This window comes from uncultured Porphyromonas sp. (assembly GCF_915070105.1).
Lineage (GTDB): Bacteria > Bacteroidota > Bacteroidia > Bacteroidales > Porphyromonadaceae > Porphyromonas.
Window position 1 is genome coordinate 16,988 of the sequence record NZ_CAJZFJ010000003.1, and the last position, 16,801, is coordinate 33,788.

The window sequence follows — 16,801 nt, forward strand, 5'->3', positions numbered from 1 at the left end:
GGGTAGGAGGGCGGGTAGGTGTCCACCGCAGGGTCTGCAGGAGGGTAGGATGGCGGGTAGGTGTCCACTGCACGGTCTGCAGGAGGGTGGGAGTGTGGGTGGATATCCACCGCAGGGTCTGCGAGAGGGGCTTATCCGAGGGGACTACGGAGGTATTAGACCTATTACACCGACTACCTGCCCTACCCTAGCCCGAGTAGGGATAGGTCTAATAGGTGCAATAGGTCTAATAAGTCCAATAAAGGTATCTGAGCTAAATGGAGGATAGAGGTGTCCTAGGTAGGGCTGTATGGTAGTGCCTATAGGATATAGGTGGCATGGTACATCTGTGGGGGAGATGGGCAGGGCGGTGTGGCGTGTGTGCGGTGTGTGCGGTGTGTGCGGTGTGTGCAGTGTGCGGGATAGTATGTGTAGCAGGTGAGAGTGCAGGAGTGGATAGGGAGTCGTGTGCACATAGGTAGGGTAGGCGGATCTAGGATAGATAGCCGAGTAGTGGAGTAGGGCAGGTGCTGGTGGTGGGGCAGTGAGGTGTGTGGTAGGGCTGGGTGGAGTAGGGCAGGGGTAGGTTGTGGGGCTGTGAGGTCGGTGTAGAGCTGGGTGGAGTAGGGATAGGTGATGGCGGAGGGCGAGGAGTGATGCATGGCTGATCTTACTATCTTTGTAGGAGATATATCTATAAACTATAAATCTAAGCATAGGCAATGAAGACTAGTGACACTAATACCCAAGCCTTGGAGCGAGCAATCCAGCTCTTTGAGTCGGGGAAGATCGACCAAATCGAGGTCGGTACCTCCGCAGGGCTGTGTGCCATCCACCGAGCACTCTTCCACGGCCTCTGTGACGAGGCGGGTAGGCTACGTGAGGTCAATAGCTATCGAGGTGCCTTCCGCTTCGCAGGGCATCTGTATCTTGAGGCTATCCTACCTGTCATTGATCGTATGCCCGAGAGTACCTTTAGAGAGATCATCTCTAAGTACGTGGAGATGTATATTGCCCACCCCTTCCTCTTTGGTAATGGACCTACGAGACGTATCTGGCTTAACCTCATTCTGCGCCAGCGACTCGGACTAATCATCGACTGGCGTATGATCGATCGTGATGAGTACCAGCAGGCCATAGAGCGCAGTCCGATGAACGACCTCATCCTGCGTACCCTCCTTAGCCCAGCTCTTACCGGCAAGGTGGATGATAGTGAGATCATCTATCGGGGACTCGAGCAGTCCTTCCGCTACGAGCTCTTAGAGGCGGATAGTAACAAGGAGAGCACTACCAAGAAGTAGTGATATTGTCCTCGAGGGCAACAAAAAGGTATAGCCCAGCCGTTTATATATGATAGTACTCATAGTAGGGACGTGTCACCATACGTCCCTACTACGAGCGCCTCATATACGATAGGTGGATAGAGGACGACATGCAAGATAAAGATCAATCGAGATGGCAGGGGCTATGGCTGTGGCTCCTGATCCTCGTCGGTGCATTTAATCTCGGCGAAGGATATACTCATGCCCAAGAGGCACGAGGTCAGCTACCTAACGGACTAAGCTACATCATTAGGCGCAATGCAGAGCCACGGCAGAAGGCAGAGTGCCGTCTCGTCCTTCGCCTTGGCTCTGGTGTGCAGGAGCCAGGTGAGGAGGGGGTAGCGCACTTCCTAGAGCACCTAGCTTTCGCAGGGAGCAAGCACTTCCCCGGGCAGGGAATCACCCGCTACACCGAGAGCCTCGGGGTACGCTACGGGATCGGGCTCAATGCTCTGACGGGGCACGACCGCACCGTCTATATGATGTCCCTACCGCTCGATGGTAGGGCTGTCCTAGACTCCGCAATGCTCATCATGCGAGACTGGCTCTCGGGTCTACAGCTGGACAGTCTAGCTATGGATCGGGAGCGGGGGGTCATCCGAGAGGAGATCCGTGCCTACGAGGCTCCCGACCCCTTCTATAGCCTCAAGATCGGTCGGGGTGCCTACGGACGGAGCCTACCCATCGGTACGCCTGAGGATATTGACCGGGTGCGGGTGGGCACCATACGACGCTTCTATCAGCGCTGGTACACACCTAGCCTAGCGACAGTGCTCATCGTGGGGGATGTGGATCCTCAGCGCACGGAGGCTTTGCTGAAGAAGACCTTTGCCGACCTACCCGCACGACCTACCCCGCCGCTGGAGGAGGGGGAGCTGGTCTACGACCCCGAGTACACGCACTCTGCGCTAGCCGACACCCTCCTCTCGACCGCTACCCTAGACCTTATCTTTCCCCATCGCACCCCACCCTCACGTACAGAGGATGAGCTCCTGCAGACTCTCATCCAGCGTATGGCACTGCGTGCCTGGGCACACCGCACAGATCTCATACAGGGGGCTAAGCTCACAGATCACTGGTATCTAGGGCGCACTAGCCATCTGGCTCTCACGCTAGAGGGTGATCTGACGATGAGCCTACTCCGTGACATCCGTCATGCCCTGAGTGCCCTGAGTGCGCTCCAGCGTCCCGGGACAATCAGCCCCCGAGAACTCACCGAACTAAAGGAGCGTGCCAAGGCCAGTCTCTTCGCCCTAGGCGACGCTACTCCCTCCTCCAGCTGGTGTGACTACTATGTGGACGAGATCCTGCATGGAGACCTCTTCCTCAAGACCGACGATGAGGTCAAGTCGCTCTCCCGACGTATCGATGCGGTACGAGTGGAGGAGCTCCAGCCCTATCTGGCCGAGTATCAGCGTATCGTGCAGGGGAATGCCCTCGTAGCTTATAGCCATAATCCCCTGCTCAAGGGGCAGCAGCCCCCGACGACGGCGAGCCTACGCCAAGCCATACAGATGGGACTTCAGACCCGCCGTTCGCTCCTTCGCTATACCCCTAAGGAGGAGGAAAAGCCCCAGCAGAATCTTAGCCCTACGCCAGCTGTCCTTACCGCAGGGCGCACGCCTAGGGCGCACATCTTATCCCGCAGGACGTACGAGGGGATTGGGGTCACAGAGGCTTTCTTGCCCAATGGGATTCGCCTCATCCTTCGCCCCCTCTCTGATGCCGACTCGCTGGTGCGTATCGCTATCAACCAGCCCCGAGGTCTGCGTGCCATACCAGATAGCTTACAGCTACAGGTACCTTCGCTCGCTGCCTACATGGAGCTCGGGGGGATCGAGGCTATCCCCAGCCGTGATAGCCTCATGAGCTATCTATATGATCATGGTGTCTCGATGACCCTCACGGAGGCGATGGACTGGGGGACACTCCTAGGCTCTGCTCCTACCAAGGAGACCTATCCTCTGCTACGACTGATGCGGGAGAAGATGCTTCGCCCCGAGCGTGCCTATGCAGACTTCGAGGACATTCGTCAGGGACAGCTGAGTGAGGTCGGTCGCCCCTCACGGCTGGAGCAGATGCTACACCGACAGCCTGACCGCAGGATGCTCCGCCTCATCGACAGTGTGCTGGGGACGTACGTGCCACAGCGTGAGCCCGAGACCCGCGAGCAGATCCAGGCGCTGAGCCTGGATAGGATGGTCGCCTATCACCGAGATCAGTGGTCACGCACCGAGGGGCTGACGGTGGTCGTCGTAGGGCGGTTTGACCTAGAGGAGATGCTCCATGAGATCAGCGATGTCTTCGCAGGGCTTCCTCGCCGATCCCTTAGTCCCTATCCCGAGGAGTGCCTTCGCACCTCTCGTCCCGAGACCGTCATTACCCTAGAGGCCGACCAAGCCGATCAGACCCTCCTACACAATATATACTATGGGAGCTATACCCCAGACCTGCGCACCTCCCTCCAGCTGAAGACGCTACGTGAGCTCCTGCGAGGACGTCTGATCGCTCGTCTACGCTCCGAGGCAGGGATCATCTACTCCCCCTACCTCTATATGGACTATCGTCCCGGGCCTCGTCCCTTTGTCTCCCTGCGCCTAGAGACCCTTGTGCAGCCGGAGAATGCCCCCTTGGCCTGTCGCCTCATCGAGGAGCTGGTGGAGGAGCTTCGCACAAAGCCTGCTCGGGAGCAAGAGCTAGCCGATATTCGCCGTACCTTCCTCATCAACAAGCGGGAGGCTCTCACCGAGAGCAACACCAGTGAGTGGCAGACGGTCCTACTCGGGCTCGTGCGCAATGGGGAGCAGCTAGAGGACTTCCAGCTCTACGAGGAGCTCCTTCGCTCGATTACCCCCGAGGAGCTCTGTAAGACGATCCATGCCGTGCTCAATCCCTCTCGCCACCTGATCTACTCCATCGTCCCACAGTCTCGTAACTAGCAGGGGGCTACCTCCCCTCCACCCCTCGAAGAGAAGGATGAGGCAGGGAGAGTAGGGTGCGAAGGCTCTGTGAATGGTGTATCTTTGTATACAGAGAAAGGAACAATAAGTAGAATTAAGACAGAGAATGTAGATATGGCTACCATCAAGTGTATCGGGGTGCTAACCTCGGGGGGCGATGCCCCTGGGATGAATGCTGCCATACGCTCCGTGACCCGCACGGCGATCTACCACGGCATACGTGTCAAGGGGATCTACCGAGGATATAAGGGACTGATCACGGGGGAGATCGAGGACTTCGAGACGCAGCATGTGAGCAACATCGTACAGCGAGGGGGGACGATCCTCAAGACGGCTCGTTGCTCCGAGTTTTGTACCGCCGAGGGTCGGGCAGTGGCCTATGAGACGATGCGTGCTCATGGGATCGATGCCCTCGTCGTCATCGGGGGCGATGGGTCGCTCTCGGGGGCTCGGGAGTTCGCCGAGGAGTATGATATACCCATAGTAGGTCTACCGGGGACGATCGATAATGATCTCTATGGAACCGACCTCACCATCGGCTACGACACTGCCCTGAACACCATCGTCTCGGCAGTGGACAAGATCCGTGACACCGCCTCCTCGCACGAGCGTCTCTTCTTCGTCGAGGTCATGGGACGAGAGGCTGGCTTCCTGGCTCTCAATGGGGCTATTGCTTCGGGGGCAGAGGCTGCTATCATCCCCGAATATGCCTTCGAGAAGGACCAACTAGCCGAGACGATCGAGAACGGCTTTCGTAAGACGAAGAATAGTAGTATCGTGCTGGTCTCAGAGAGTGAGAGTACGGGAGGTGCAATGAAGGTTGCGGAGCGTGTCGAGAAGGAATACCCACAGTTCGACGTGCGTGTCGTCATCCTCGGCCACATACAGCGTGGAGGCTCTCCCAGCGCACAAGACCGCATTATAGCCAGCCGTATGGGTGTGGCCGCTATAGATGCTCTGCTGGAGGGGCAGCGTAACGTGATGATCGGGATCGTCAATGATGCTCTCGTCTACGTCCCCTTCTCCAAGGCGATAAAGAAGAACAAGCCCATCGACGAGGATCTGGTAGATGCCCTCCGTATCCTCTCTATATAGGTCTATACAGACTGAGCTCGGGGCGTGGTATGATGCCTACCATCGTCCCCTACCTTGGCGTCAAGCGGTCTCTGCCTATCATATCCTACTCTCCGAGGTCATCCTACAGCAGACTCGGGTGGAGCAGGGGATGGGCTACTACCATCGCTTCATCGAGGCCTTCCCCAGTGTGGAGGATCTAGCCCAAGCCTCGGAGGATGAGGTACTCCTGCTCTGGCAGGGGCTAGGCTATTACTCCCGAGGACGCAACCTAAGGCGAGCTGCACAGATCATCGTCTCCGACTATGGGGGTGAGCTCCCTCGTACCCCCGAGGAGCTGAGTCGTCTGCCTGGTGTCGGGCCCTATACCCGTGGAGCTATCCTTTCCTTCGCCTACGATCTACCTTATCCGACCGTGGATGGGAATGTGTATCGTGTGTTCAGCCGTCTCTTTGCCCTTAGCGATCCGATCGATACTCCTGCTGGACAGAAGGTCTACTGGGCACTAGCTGAGGCACTCCTTGATCGCCAGCACCCCAGCCGGCACAATCAGGGGCTCATCGAGCTAGGTGCCCTCGTGTGCCTGCCTCGTCGTCCTCGCTGCGGTGAGTGCCCTGTCGGAGACTACTGCGAGGCTCGCCGCCAAGGCGTGCAGGAGCAGCTACCTATCAAGCAGGGGCGCACACGTGTACTCCCTCGGTATATGAACTACTTCCTCGTTCGGATCGAGGGTGAGGATGGTACTCGCTGTCTTATCCGCAGACGTCAGGGGCGAGACATCTGGCACGGACTCTATGAATATCCGCTCATCGAGTCGGGGGAGGAGCCACTAAGCGTAGAGGCTCTTAGTGAGACGAAGGACTTCGCTCAGCTGATCGCCTGCCTTCGCTCTCCTCGCTTTCATCCCGTGCCCCTCGCCACCCATGCCCATAGGCTCTCGCATAGGCAGATCTATGCCTCGCTCTTCCTGATAGAGTGCGCAGGTCTCACCTCCATCCCCGACTACCAAGTAATCGCCGAGGAGGAGCAGGCGAGCTATGCCTTCCCTGTCCTCATCCAAAGGCTGCTGGATAAGATTAGATAAAATTCGCTATCTTTGTGGCTCAATTTGCTTTGCATCAGCATAGAATAGAATCGTACGAATAAATATAGCTAGACAAGTAAGATGAAAAGAACGTTCCAACCATCGAACAGAAAGAGAAAGAACAAGCATGGCTTCCGCTCACGTATGGCTACCGCTAATGGTCGTCGTGTACTAGCCGCTCGCCGTGCTAAGGGTCGTGCCAAGCTAAGCGTCTCTGACGAGTACTAGGCCACTTCTCTCTCTACATATCCTGTATTAAAGACTAAGGGTGTCTGTCGATCAGTTCGACAGACACCCTTAGCCTTTATTGTGTCCCTTCGAGTGGGAGGAGGGGGATCTCCACTGTTATTAAGGGGCTTGTATGTAAAGTCGTATGAGCATTTATCCTTATCTAATTTATTGATTAACATAGGACTAAAGCGAGGTTTAACCCTAAGGGTGGTGTATGGAAAGCCTAATGTCTGATGATTGGGTAGGAGGTAACCTGTTTGTTTTTAGTATATTGACTTCGTTAATAATTTAATTTTGGTAATATGTTCTTTTTCTAGGGTAAAATACATACATTTGCTAGCAATAGAGGGTGAGACTATTACTGGGGCTTAAAGAAAGGGCGCTCCCTAGGGTACTTTTATATAAGAAAGGGGGCAAACTAGGGAGGGGAAGAATAGAAGGATCAAGAAAATAAGAAATAACCAACTAGATAAACATCGGGAATAAACAAGACGAATATCGAACACTAACAACTACAGACTCATGAGAAAAAGCGTACTAACCCTACTATTCCTCTTCTTAGCATTAGGAGTAGCTTGGGCGCAGAAGAAGCAGATCACAGTGACGGGTACTGTGTTCTCTGCGATGGACAAGGAGCCGCTCATCGGTGCGAGTGTCGTGTGTACAGACTACCCTGGAACAGGAGTGGTCACAGATGTCAATGGACACTTCACAATCAAGGTGCCAGAAGGCTCACGAACCCTAACGATTAGCTGTATCGGTCATATCACGCAGAAGGTCCCCATCGCGACTACACCTCTGAAGATTACTCTAGCCTCGGAGGATATTGTCACGGATGATGTCGTCATCGTGGCCTACGGTACTCAGAAGAGGCAGAGCCTCGTGGGGGCACAGGCCTCCCTCGGTGCCAAGCAGCTGGCCTCCCGTCCAGTAGCCAACGTCTCCTCCGCGCTAGCTGGAGCTGCCCCAGGGGTACAGGTCACGACCACATCAGGTCAGCCTGGCTCGGGAGCAGCTATCCGTATCCGAGGCTTCGGCTCAATTAATGCCTCCTCCAGCCCTCTGATCGTCGTCGATGGTGCTGTCTTCCATGGCTCGCTCTCTGAGATTCCAGCCGAAGATATCCAAAACCTCGCTATCCTCAAGGACGCTGCCTCTACAGCCCTCTACGGCTCGAGCGCAGGGAACGGGGTCATCCTCGTGACGACCAAGCGTGGCGCAATGGGAGCCTCTCAGGGTATCCCCACTTTTACCTTCTCGATGCACCAGGGTTTCTCCCAGCGTGGTCTGCCCTCTTATGATCGGGTCGGGGTCATGGATCACTACAAGCTCCGCTGGCAGCAGTGGTACAACCACTACAATCTCAATGCCCGCAAGCCCAATGGTATGTCCGAGGACGACTGGCAGACCTATATCAAGCAGCAGGCTGCCCTCGACGTATATGAGAGCCTCAAGTACAATCCCTATGCTGGGATTAATACTTGGTACCAGCTCAATAACGCTGGGGAATACGAGCTCTCCAAGACCTATGATGTAAATAAGAAACCTATCCCTGCCATCATGATGCCCAATGGGCAGATGAACCCTGAGATCAATGGCCTCCTATGGGGAGACGACCTCGACTGGGAAAAGGCTCTATATAAGAATGGATATCGCCAGGAATATACCCTCAGTGGTGGGATGAATACCGAGCGTATGAAGTCCTTCATCTCGCTGGGCTATTTAGATGAGAATGGCTTCCTAGTGAAGACGAACTTCAAGCGCTACACGGGACGTGCTAACCTCAGCTACGACGTACGCAGCTACCTGACCCTCGGTGGTAGTGTGAGCTTTGCTCATACCCATGCCCAGTCCCCTGGGACACTCGGCTCCTACACCTCTAATATGCCGAACTTCGTGCAGAACATCGCTCCTATCTATCCGATGCACCTGCGCAATGAAAAGGGGCAGTACGTGGATGAGAAGAATAACGTACTCCAGCCAAAGGATCGTATTTACGACCACTCTAAGGGACGCCCCTACGCTCCTGGCTTCAATGCTATCGAGACCTCCTTCAGAGACCTCAAGTTGTCTGAGAAGGATGCTATCAACACCCGAGCCTTCGTAGAGATCAAGCCGATCACGGGGCTGAAGTTCCAGACGACGCTCTCCTATGATCTGACGAACGCAAAGAGCAAGCACCGCCGTAATAACGTCATGGGTGACCAGCCTCAGGGGATGCTCACATACGGTACCTACCGCGAGACCTCACTGACCTTCAACCAACTCCTCTCCTACCAGAAGACCATCGACAAGCACGAGTTCGAGGGCTTGATCGGGCACGAGAACTATGACTACGTCTACGCTGAGCTCGAGGGGCAGAAGGATAACCTCAAGCTCGTAGAGACCGACGAACTCTCCGCCTACAATAGGATCGTAGCTCTAAGCTCCAATACCGCTACCTACCGTAAGGAGGGGTACTTCGGACGTATCAACTACAGCTACGATGGGCGGTACAACCTCTCCGCCTCCTACCGCCGAGATGGCTCCTCTCGCTTTGCTCGTAACCGCCGCTGGGGGAACTTCTGGTCTGTCGGTGCTGGGTGGAACGTCTCCTCCGAAGCCTTCATGAAGGATGTTAAGTGGGTCAATGAGCTCAAGCTCCGTGCCTCGATCGGGGCTACAGGGAATGACGGTCTCTCGGGCTACTACCCCTATCAGACCCTATATAGCCTGTCTAGGAGCAACTACAACGAGCCCGGGCTAGGCATGTCTACCTTCGGGAATAAAGACCTCGTCTGGGAGTCTCAGATGAACTCAGATATAGCACTGGACTTCGCCCTCTTCAAGCGGGTACGTGGTACGGTCGAGTTCTTCAATAAGGAGTCTCGTGACCTCCTCTTCGGCTACAAGCTCCCTGCCTCCTCTGGTGTGAGCTCTCAGACGAGGAATATCGGTAAGGTACGTAACTATGGTATCGAGGCCGACCTCTCGGTCACAGTCCTTAGCCTCAAGGACTTCGAGTGGAGCGTCAGAGCTAACGCTACGTTCCTCAAGAACAAGATCCTTCGCCTACCAGATGCCAACCGAGATGATGGTATCGAGACGTCCTACTACAAGTACATGGAGGGACGTAGCCGCTACGAATATTACCTCAATGAGTACCTCGGGGTAGACCCTGCCGACGGACGTGCAATGTACCGCCTCGACAAGGAAAAGTATCCCAGCGAACCAGGGGTCAATAACAAGGAGTGGGCTACCTACACCAAGGATGGGCTGAAGGCCAAGAAGCACTTCGCCGGCACATCTATCCCCGACGTCTACGGGGGCTTCTCGACCTCGGTCTCCTATAAGGGGATTACCCTGAGTGCAAGCTTCTCCTATCAGCTCGGGGGTAAGACCTATGATGGTGCTTATCAGGATCTGATGGCTCGCGACCTCGCTGGAGGACGTGCCATGCACAAGGACCTCTACAGAGCCTGGAAGAAGCCTGGGGATATCACCGACGTACCGGCTCTCACAGCTCAGAGCAAGGAGTACTCTACCCTTACCTCCGACCGCTTCCTCACCTCCTCCTCTGCCCTTGCACTGAAGAATGTTTCCCTCAACTACGTCGTCCCTGAGGTGTTCACCAAGAAGCTTGGCCTAAAGGGGATCGCCATAGGTGCTGCTGCCGAGAATATCTTCCTCATCTCTGCCCGTAGAGGGATGAACCCCATGGATGACTACACTGGTGTCCTGGGAGCTGCTGGGTACAGCATCGCTCGTACCTTCACGACCTCTCTGAAAGTAACATTCTAACTAGACTGTGATCATTATGAAACTCTTCAGATATATCCTAGTTTGCTCCCTCGGAGCCCTTGCCCTTACCTCCTGTAAGGGGGACTATCTCGATACAGCTCCGACGAGCTCCGTGGGCGAAGGGGTCGCTGAGCACACCCCTACTGGGGTCATCGCCCTAGTAAATGGGATACATAATATGATGTACTCCTATAACTTTGGGCAGGCCTTTGGCGTCGGTATCCCATCGCTCAACTATCAGCTCGATATGATTGGTGATGACGTCATCAATTCTCGTGCAGCATACTACATGGGAGTATACCGCTGGACAGACCATCGCTGGTCAAAGGAAGGAGAACGGATCAACTATAAGGCCTGGGACAGCTACTACACCATCATCCAGCAGGCTAATACAGCCATCTACAGCTACAAGAACTATCTTTCGAAGGAGGAGCGTTTGCAGGCTGCGGTAAAGTATGCTTATGGCGAGGCCCTTGGGCTTAGAGCTTATGCCTACCACTGTCTCATACAGCTCTTCTCCAAGAGGTACGATGCCTCCACAGCGAGCCAAGACCTCGGGGTCATCCTGCGTACGGATGCGAACTACGCCACACAGTATGATCCCGCCCCTCGGGCTACTGTGGCTGCCGTCTACGACCAGATCGAGGCAGACCTCAAGGCGTCTATGGACGAGCTCAAGCCACCCACGGAACAACGTGAGACACGCAATCACCTGACCTACTCCGTCGTCGCAGGTATCGCAGCTCGAGTCGCGATGTGTAAGGCCGACTATGCCCAGGCAAAGACGTATGCTCAGGCTGCTATCGCTGATCAGACACATAGCCTAAATGGAGCCTCTCTCACCAAGGGCTTCAATGACTATACTGCTCCTGAGTGGATGTGGGGCTATCGCCAGGCGGAGGATCAGAACTACTTCTTCAATAGCTTCTATGCACAGTACGGCTACAACTTCAATGCTCATAATAGAGGCCTGAGGTTCGCAGTCAATCGTACCCTCTACAATCAGCTCGGGGCGAAGGATGTCCGCCGCAAGTGGTTCGTCTGTGCGGATCTTGGGGATAAGATCCCTGACGATGCAGCCCCAGAGTATTTCAAGGTTGCTAAGGGGGCTAATGAATGGGAAGTCACAGGGCAATGTATTAAGTTCAAGGCTCAAGGACCTAAGAGTTCCTTCGGGGATGTGGTCGTCATGCGTGTGGCTGAGATGTACTATATCCTAGCCGAGGCTCAGGCTCGCCTAGGCGAGGAGAGCGATGCTCAGAAGACCCTCTATACGATCGTCAAGACCCGTGATGCGGACTTCACCCAGCCCACGGAGACGGGGACAGCACTCCTCGATAAGATCCTACTGCATAAGCGTATGGATCTGATTTATGAGGGTGTCCGCTTCTTCGATATGAAGCGCCTAGGGACGCCTCCTAAGCGCCTAGAGGCAGCCAACTTCGATATCATAAAGACCTTCGTCGGACTGAATGCCTACAAGGTCGCTATCGAACGTAACTCGGGTACCAACGCTTCGGATATACCGACGACGATGGACGACCCACGCTGGCAGTTCTCCATCCCCTATCAGGAAATCGTCGGGAATAAGCTCTGCGAACAGAATCCTTAAGGCTTGATTGAATAAGCAAAAGATACGTTCCTATTACTGATCTGTTTGCTGTGCCAGTCCTACCATCTGTGTAGGGCTGGCGCAGTTCCTTTTGGTAAGCCCCTGTCTCCTCCCCCTATTGTTTTTTCTCTGCTCTTGCTTGCACTTATCCTTCCATAGCCCATCTATCTCCACATTCTCGCTCTCTTTCCGATTAGTCCTTTGGGGGTAAGGGCGATGCTTTCTCTCTTACTTTTCTCTCTTGTGCTCGCTTATCATCGTTGTGTGGTAACTACTCTATATTCTTCTTCCGAACCCTCCTTTACCCCTTTCTCTATACTCCTCTCTTTTCCTTCTTCATTTCTCTATCCGTATTATCGCTCATTTCTACCACTCGCCTAGAGGCCTATTGTGTATCGGCTCTACAGCTGGAGTCGGAGGGCTAGGGTAATAGTCGATGGTAGGTAGGTGGGGGTGAGCTAGGGTGTATGTTGCTCGCTTCCTTGAATGAGGGGGCGGTTCCCACCTCAAGTAGGAGTGCAGTGTGTAAAGGAGCTGCTTTGTGAAGGCGGTTACTCTGGGGGGAGCTGGAGCTGGGGTAGCTAGGCGACCTGATGGTTTGGTCTGTGAAAGCTAACCCATAGGAAATCAAGCGAAGGAGAGAGCTGCCAATAAAATCGCCCCGCCCACTCCTCGGAGAGACTCTTGTCTCTTGCCGAGGAGTGGGCGGGGCGTATCTGTATATGTTGTCTAGTGCTACTTCTCTCTCAGGACAATGTCTACACGGCGGGCAGAGACATGCTCTTCCGCTTGGTGATCGACACCTCCGGCGACACTCTCGATACGATCTGGAGTGATGCCGTGGTTCAGGAGGTAGGTGCGCACGGCACGACTTCTACGCAGGGAGAGTAGGTCGTTGCGGTCTGCATTCCCCTCGGGGGAGGCATAGCCTGTCAGGGTGACCTTAGTCGTAGTGCGATAGTTCAGCGCCTGTATGGCTCTGTCGAGGGTCTGCTGACTCTCCGCCGAGAGCTTGCTCTGCCCGACTCCGAAGAAGACCTGCCACCTCTGGAGCATATTGGGGTTCTCGGGCTGCTCTACGATCTCCACGATCGTGTCCGTACGGACGATCGGCTGGGCAGGTGTCAGGGGCGTCAGGGGCATGACCGGCGTCACGGGGGTGACCGGCGGGAGCGCCTTCACGGCCTCTGCTGGGGTCTGCTGGGGCTGAGCAGGTGTCTGCTGAGCCATGGCCTGTGCTTCGGTGATGGAGGCACGTAGGCTAGCAAGCTCCTGCTGGAGGCGGTAGAGGAGGGAGTCGTTCCGCTGACCCTGTACGACGGTCGTACGCTCTATGGTGCGTCCTGACTTGCTTGATCGGCTGGGCAGGACGGTCGTGGTCGTACGAGAGTCGTTAGAGCGTGACTGGAGCAGAAGGAGTAGGATCTGCTCTAGACGATCTAGTCGGGCATCCGTTGCCTCGGAGCCCTGGGATAGGGTGGTACGACTCTGTGGCTCATACTGACGATAGTAGTAAGCCTCAGGGTACTGTGGATAACGCTGTGGGTTATGCTGTGGGTGAGCAGTGGGCTGAGGGTGGATAGGCTGTACCTGTGGGTGGACAAAGGCTGTACCCTGTGGGAGGGCGCCTAGCCCAAGCGCATTGAGTAGCATCTGGAACTTCAGCAGTCGTAGCTGCTCTGCCGTGAGCTCGCTCTGTCGCTGGGGTGTCTCCTTCGTGCGGTAGGCCTCAGCTATGGCACGTAGTCCTGCTACTAGCTCGTCCTCCGTCAGCGTAATCAGCGTGTCTGGCGCCGTCTGCGCTCCTCGCACCGGGCTCTGGGCGGTGCTCTGTGCACTGCTCTGTGCACTGCCTATATGCGCCGTGGCGAGGAGGGAGAGGGCGATGAGGAGGGATCTGGACTTCATCAGTGTCTCGAGGATCTTGGGCTAGAAGTGGAAGCGGTAGCCGACTGCTAGCTGGTTGTTGCGGAAGGCACCACGGACGGTGTAGTCGATGTAGAGCCCACCACCGAGTACCTTGTTGAGCGTCGTACCTACCACGTAGTTAGGTAGGAAGCGACCCGTACCTCCGACCTTGTTGTAGCCGAGCCCAGCCCCGATGTAGGGGTTGAGAGCGCCATCCAGCAGGGTGGGGAGGTTGTAGCGGAGGTTGGCATTGAGCCCGAAGTGTGAGCCTTCACCAAGCCCGATGTAGAGGTCAGGGACGAGGTCGAAGCGAGTGTCACGGATCTGCAGGTGAGCACGTCCTCCGATGTTGAGGGCGAAGGCATCTCCGAAGTTCGGACCTGCGAAGAGTGAGAAGCCCTGGAAGCGGAGAGGTGATTCCTCACGTACACGTACCTCCTGAGCGTAGACCTGTCCACGGTCGTCACGGTCAGCGACGATGATGTGGCGGTCGTTGTCCTTTGCCACGCTAGCAGCGAGGGCCTGGGTCGTCATCTGATTGACGGCAGAGGTCGTTGCGCTAGCGGTCTTAGCCTGACTGGTGCTGATAGCATCTAGGCGGTCGATGACCTGGTCGAGACGCTTGATCAGAGCGATGTTAGCATCTACAGACTTGTTGTCAGCCTCCTGGGCAGCCTGCTGCTGTGGCTGAGCCTGTACCTGCTGTGGCTGAGCCTGCTGTACAGGAGCTACCTGTGGGTATGCCTGTAGGGGCTGGAGGTTGAGGCCATGCATGCGGTACTGACCCTGATAGAGGGCGTTCAGCAGGAGGATCTTGTCGAGGTCAGAGAGGTTGCTGTTGGTGACTTCAGAGACACCTAGGGTGGTGCTCTTCTCCTTGTTTTCCTTGTTCACCTCGCTGATGACACGGCGGACAAGCTGCTCGAACTGGCTCGTGGTCAGAGTGACCGTACGTGCACCTGTCGTCGTAGCTGCAGCAGAGGGTGCGATAGCAGCGGCGATAGCTGCTGGAGCTGCTACTTCCTGAGCCTGAGCGACAGCGAGCTCGCTGGTGCTCTTATCGACAGAGGAGATACGTCCGCTGAGGTCTTCCTTCTCACGTAGGACGCGTGTCACGGTGACGGTGTCACGGCGGGAGACGGCCTCGGCGAGTTCCTTGTTGAGCTTGTTGATGCGTGACTCGTAGGAGGCACGGAGTTCGTTGAGCTCACGGAGGTTAGCTTCGTTAGCTAGGGCTACAGCTGTGGAGACATTGTTTGCGCTGTAGTCTTCGTAGAGAGCACGACCGCTCTGTGCGGAGCGACCGAGGTTGATGCGCAGACCTGCCTGATAGAAGGTGCTTACCTTCACCTGCTGGGGAGAGGTCACGTTCGTGATGTCCGGATTGCCTTGCTGGGTAAGCATGGCATTGACATTCCCGTGGAGGGCGACATAGCGGTGGAGAGGGATCTCCAGACCAGCACCTCCGAAGAGGAAGAGACCGCTCTTGGGGTCTACCCCGTTGCCCGAGCCTACATAACGCTTGCTAGCGTCGAGGTACCCTGCACCGATATTGAGGTAAGGGGTGAGCCCGAGGGGCATGTTGAGGCGAGCGATGAAGTTACCCCCGTACATAGCGAGCTCCTTATTGACGTCTAGGCTCAGCGTGCTGGGCTGCTCGGTAGCGATGTAGTAGAACCCTCTCAAGCCGAAGACCGAGGAGAAGTCTACCCCTGCGCTACCCCCGTAGAACCACTGATCCGAGAAGCCTGTACTCTCGGCGAAGTCTACGTAAGCTACACCGGGCTCGATAGCGAACTTGAGCCCACGGAAGCCACCCGTGTACATGCTCTTATAGGCACGGGAGACGGCATCGGCTGGGCGATTAGCGCTGCCCCCGAAGTAGAGGTCGAGCGAAGCCTGCCCTGTCCAGTTGTGCAGGAGCTTGTCGCCGCTGGTGGGAGCGTTGAGGAAGCGGTTGTTAGGATTGACATTGAACATCAGGTCACGTCCCTCGAGTGAGAGAGCGACACGCTGGCCGAGGTTCAGCTTGATACCGAGTCCTCCAGCTCCGTAGATCTGCTCTTCCTTGTAGCTAGCGGGTAGACCAGCCTGAGGCGTACCTGTGTAGGTGAACTTCATTACCCCACCACCTGCTGTGAGGTAAGGAGTGACGATAGCGTTGGACCAGAGGTTGAGCTTGAGCTCACCGCCGAATCGTTCGATCTCGGCGTTGGCATCCTCCAGCTTATCTAGCCACTTGGCTAGCCATGCTGGGCTAGACTCACCCTTCCCCTTGAGGTCGAAGCTACGCTCATAGAGACCACGCACCTCGAAGAGTGGGCCGAAGCCAAAGCCTGCACGCAGTCCCCAGTAGGGTGCGTCTCCGAGGTTTAGCTTGCTATCCCAGTGCGTGTAGCCTACTACGGGTGCCACGGTGAAGCTTACGTCCTGCACCTGGGCACGAGCTACGGTACCAAGCCCTGCTAGGAGGGCAGTACTCAGTACAAGTGTCAATTTCTTCATACTTTACTCTATTATTTGTCTATGTTATGCGAAGCAAAACCCTCTTAATCTATCTGAGTTAAGCGGGCTGCAGATTCCAATTCTCACTCTACGGAGCATCCTCTTTCAAAGGAGCTCCCAAGTAAATAAAAACAAATGTGCTTGCTTTGTTTGCGATTGTTGCGATTTGTTTGCCTAGCCACCTATTTCCATCTCCTCTATCAAGGGTAGTGAGACGGTACTATCCCCTTTGAGAAGAAGGACTCATCAGAAGAGCTGATAAGCTGACGAGACACCTCATATTAACACAAAGATACACAAATAGTAGCAAACCATTCTCCATCTCCCTAATCTCTTAGGGTTGACG

9 protein-coding genes are annotated in these 16,801 nt (G+C 55.5%); 7 read left to right on the top strand and 2 right to left on the bottom strand.

Annotated elements, in window-relative coordinates:
- Positions 1 to 701 precede the first annotated feature (701 nt).
- The 7 genes from QZ554_RS00595 to QZ554_RS00625 all read left to right on the top strand — a co-directional run bounded on the left by QZ554_RS00595 (position 702) and on the right by QZ554_RS00625 (position 12,042).
- On the top strand, positions 702 to 1,280 hold the full coding sequence (locus QZ554_RS00595) for a Fic family protein (RefSeq protein ID WP_297193392.1): 579 nt from the start codon (positions 702 to 704) through the stop codon (positions 1,278 to 1,280).
- Between the two features lie 131 nt (positions 1,281 to 1,411).
- Entirely contained in the window at positions 1,412 to 4,240 is a 2,829-nt protein-coding gene (locus tag QZ554_RS00600) for a M16 family metallopeptidase (RefSeq protein WP_297193394.1), read from the top strand.
- Between the two features lie 135 nt (positions 4,241 to 4,375).
- Complete coding sequence (gene pfkA / locus QZ554_RS00605; protein ID WP_297193396.1) at positions 4,376 to 5,356, top strand: 6-phosphofructokinase; 981 nt, start codon at positions 4,376 to 4,378, stop codon at positions 5,354 to 5,356.
- Positions 5,331 to 6,419 carry an A/G-specific adenine glycosylase gene (gene mutY / locus QZ554_RS00610; protein ID WP_297193398.1) on the top strand — a complete coding sequence of 363 codons (1,089 nt, stop codon included), beginning with the start codon at positions 5,331 to 5,333 and terminating at the stop codon, positions 6,417 to 6,419. The genes pfkA and mutY overlap by 26 nt, the downstream gene beginning before the upstream one ends.
- 81 nt (positions 6,420 to 6,500) lie before the next feature.
- Positions 6,501 to 6,647: a 50S ribosomal protein L34 gene (rpmH, locus tag QZ554_RS00615; protein ID WP_297193400.1), complete on the top strand. Its 147-nt coding sequence runs from the start codon at positions 6,501 to 6,503 to the stop codon at positions 6,645 to 6,647.
- 525 nt (positions 6,648 to 7,172) lie between these two features.
- A complete protein-coding gene (locus tag QZ554_RS00620) occupies positions 7,173 to 10,430 on the top strand; it encodes a SusC/RagA family TonB-linked outer membrane protein (RefSeq protein WP_297193402.1) in 3,258 nt (1,085 codons plus the stop codon).
- A 16-nt stretch (positions 10,431 to 10,446) separates the two neighbouring features.
- The gene (locus QZ554_RS00625) at positions 10,447 to 12,042 is read left to right on the top strand and encodes a RagB/SusD family nutrient uptake outer membrane protein (RefSeq protein WP_297193404.1); all 1,596 of its coding nucleotides are present in this window, start codon (positions 10,447 to 10,449) and stop codon (positions 12,040 to 12,042) included.
- A 735-nt stretch (positions 12,043 to 12,777) separates the two neighbouring features.
- On the opposite strand, the gene QZ554_RS00630 is transcribed toward QZ554_RS00625, so the two are convergent.
- Both QZ554_RS00630 and QZ554_RS00635 read right to left on the bottom strand, forming a co-directional pair.
- A complete protein-coding gene (locus QZ554_RS00630) occupies positions 12,778 to 13,950 on the bottom strand; it encodes an OmpA family protein (RefSeq protein WP_297193407.1) in 1,173 nt (390 codons plus the stop codon).
- Between the two features lie 21 nt (positions 13,951 to 13,971).
- Positions 13,972 to 16,455, bottom strand: a complete 2,484-nt coding sequence (locus QZ554_RS00635; RefSeq protein ID WP_297193408.1) for an outer membrane beta-barrel protein — start codon at positions 16,453 to 16,455, stop codon at positions 13,972 to 13,974.
- Between the last annotated feature and the right edge of the window lie 346 nt (positions 16,456 to 16,801).

Bases quoted from the DNA above. Each gene is read 5' to 3' on its own strand.
- QZ554_RS00595 (WP_297193392.1), top strand. From the start codon at position 702: ATGAAGACTAGTGACACTAATACCCAAGCCTTGGAGCGAGCAATCCAG.
- QZ554_RS00600 (WP_297193394.1), top strand. From the start codon at position 1,412: ATGCAAGATAAAGATCAATCGAGATGGCAGGGGCTATGGCTGTGGCTC.
- pfkA (WP_297193396.1), top strand. From the start codon at position 4,376: ATGGCTACCATCAAGTGTATCGGGGTGCTAACCTCGGGGGGCGATGCC.
- mutY (WP_297193398.1), top strand. From the start codon at position 5,331: ATGCCCTCCGTATCCTCTCTATATAGGTCTATACAGACTGAGCTCGGG.
- rpmH (WP_297193400.1), top strand. From the start codon at position 6,501: ATGAAAAGAACGTTCCAACCATCGAACAGAAAGAGAAAGAACAAGCAT.
- QZ554_RS00620 (WP_297193402.1), top strand. From the start codon at position 7,173: ATGAGAAAAAGCGTACTAACCCTACTATTCCTCTTCTTAGCATTAGGA.
- QZ554_RS00625 (WP_297193404.1), top strand. From the start codon at position 10,447: ATGAAACTCTTCAGATATATCCTAGTTTGCTCCCTCGGAGCCCTTGCC.
- QZ554_RS00630 (WP_297193407.1), bottom strand. From the start codon at position 13,950: ATGAAGTCCAGATCCCTCCTCATCGCCCTCTCCCTCCTCGCCACGGCG.
- QZ554_RS00635 (WP_297193408.1), bottom strand. From the start codon at position 16,455: ATGAAGAAATTGACACTTGTACTGAGTACTGCCCTCCTAGCAGGGCTT.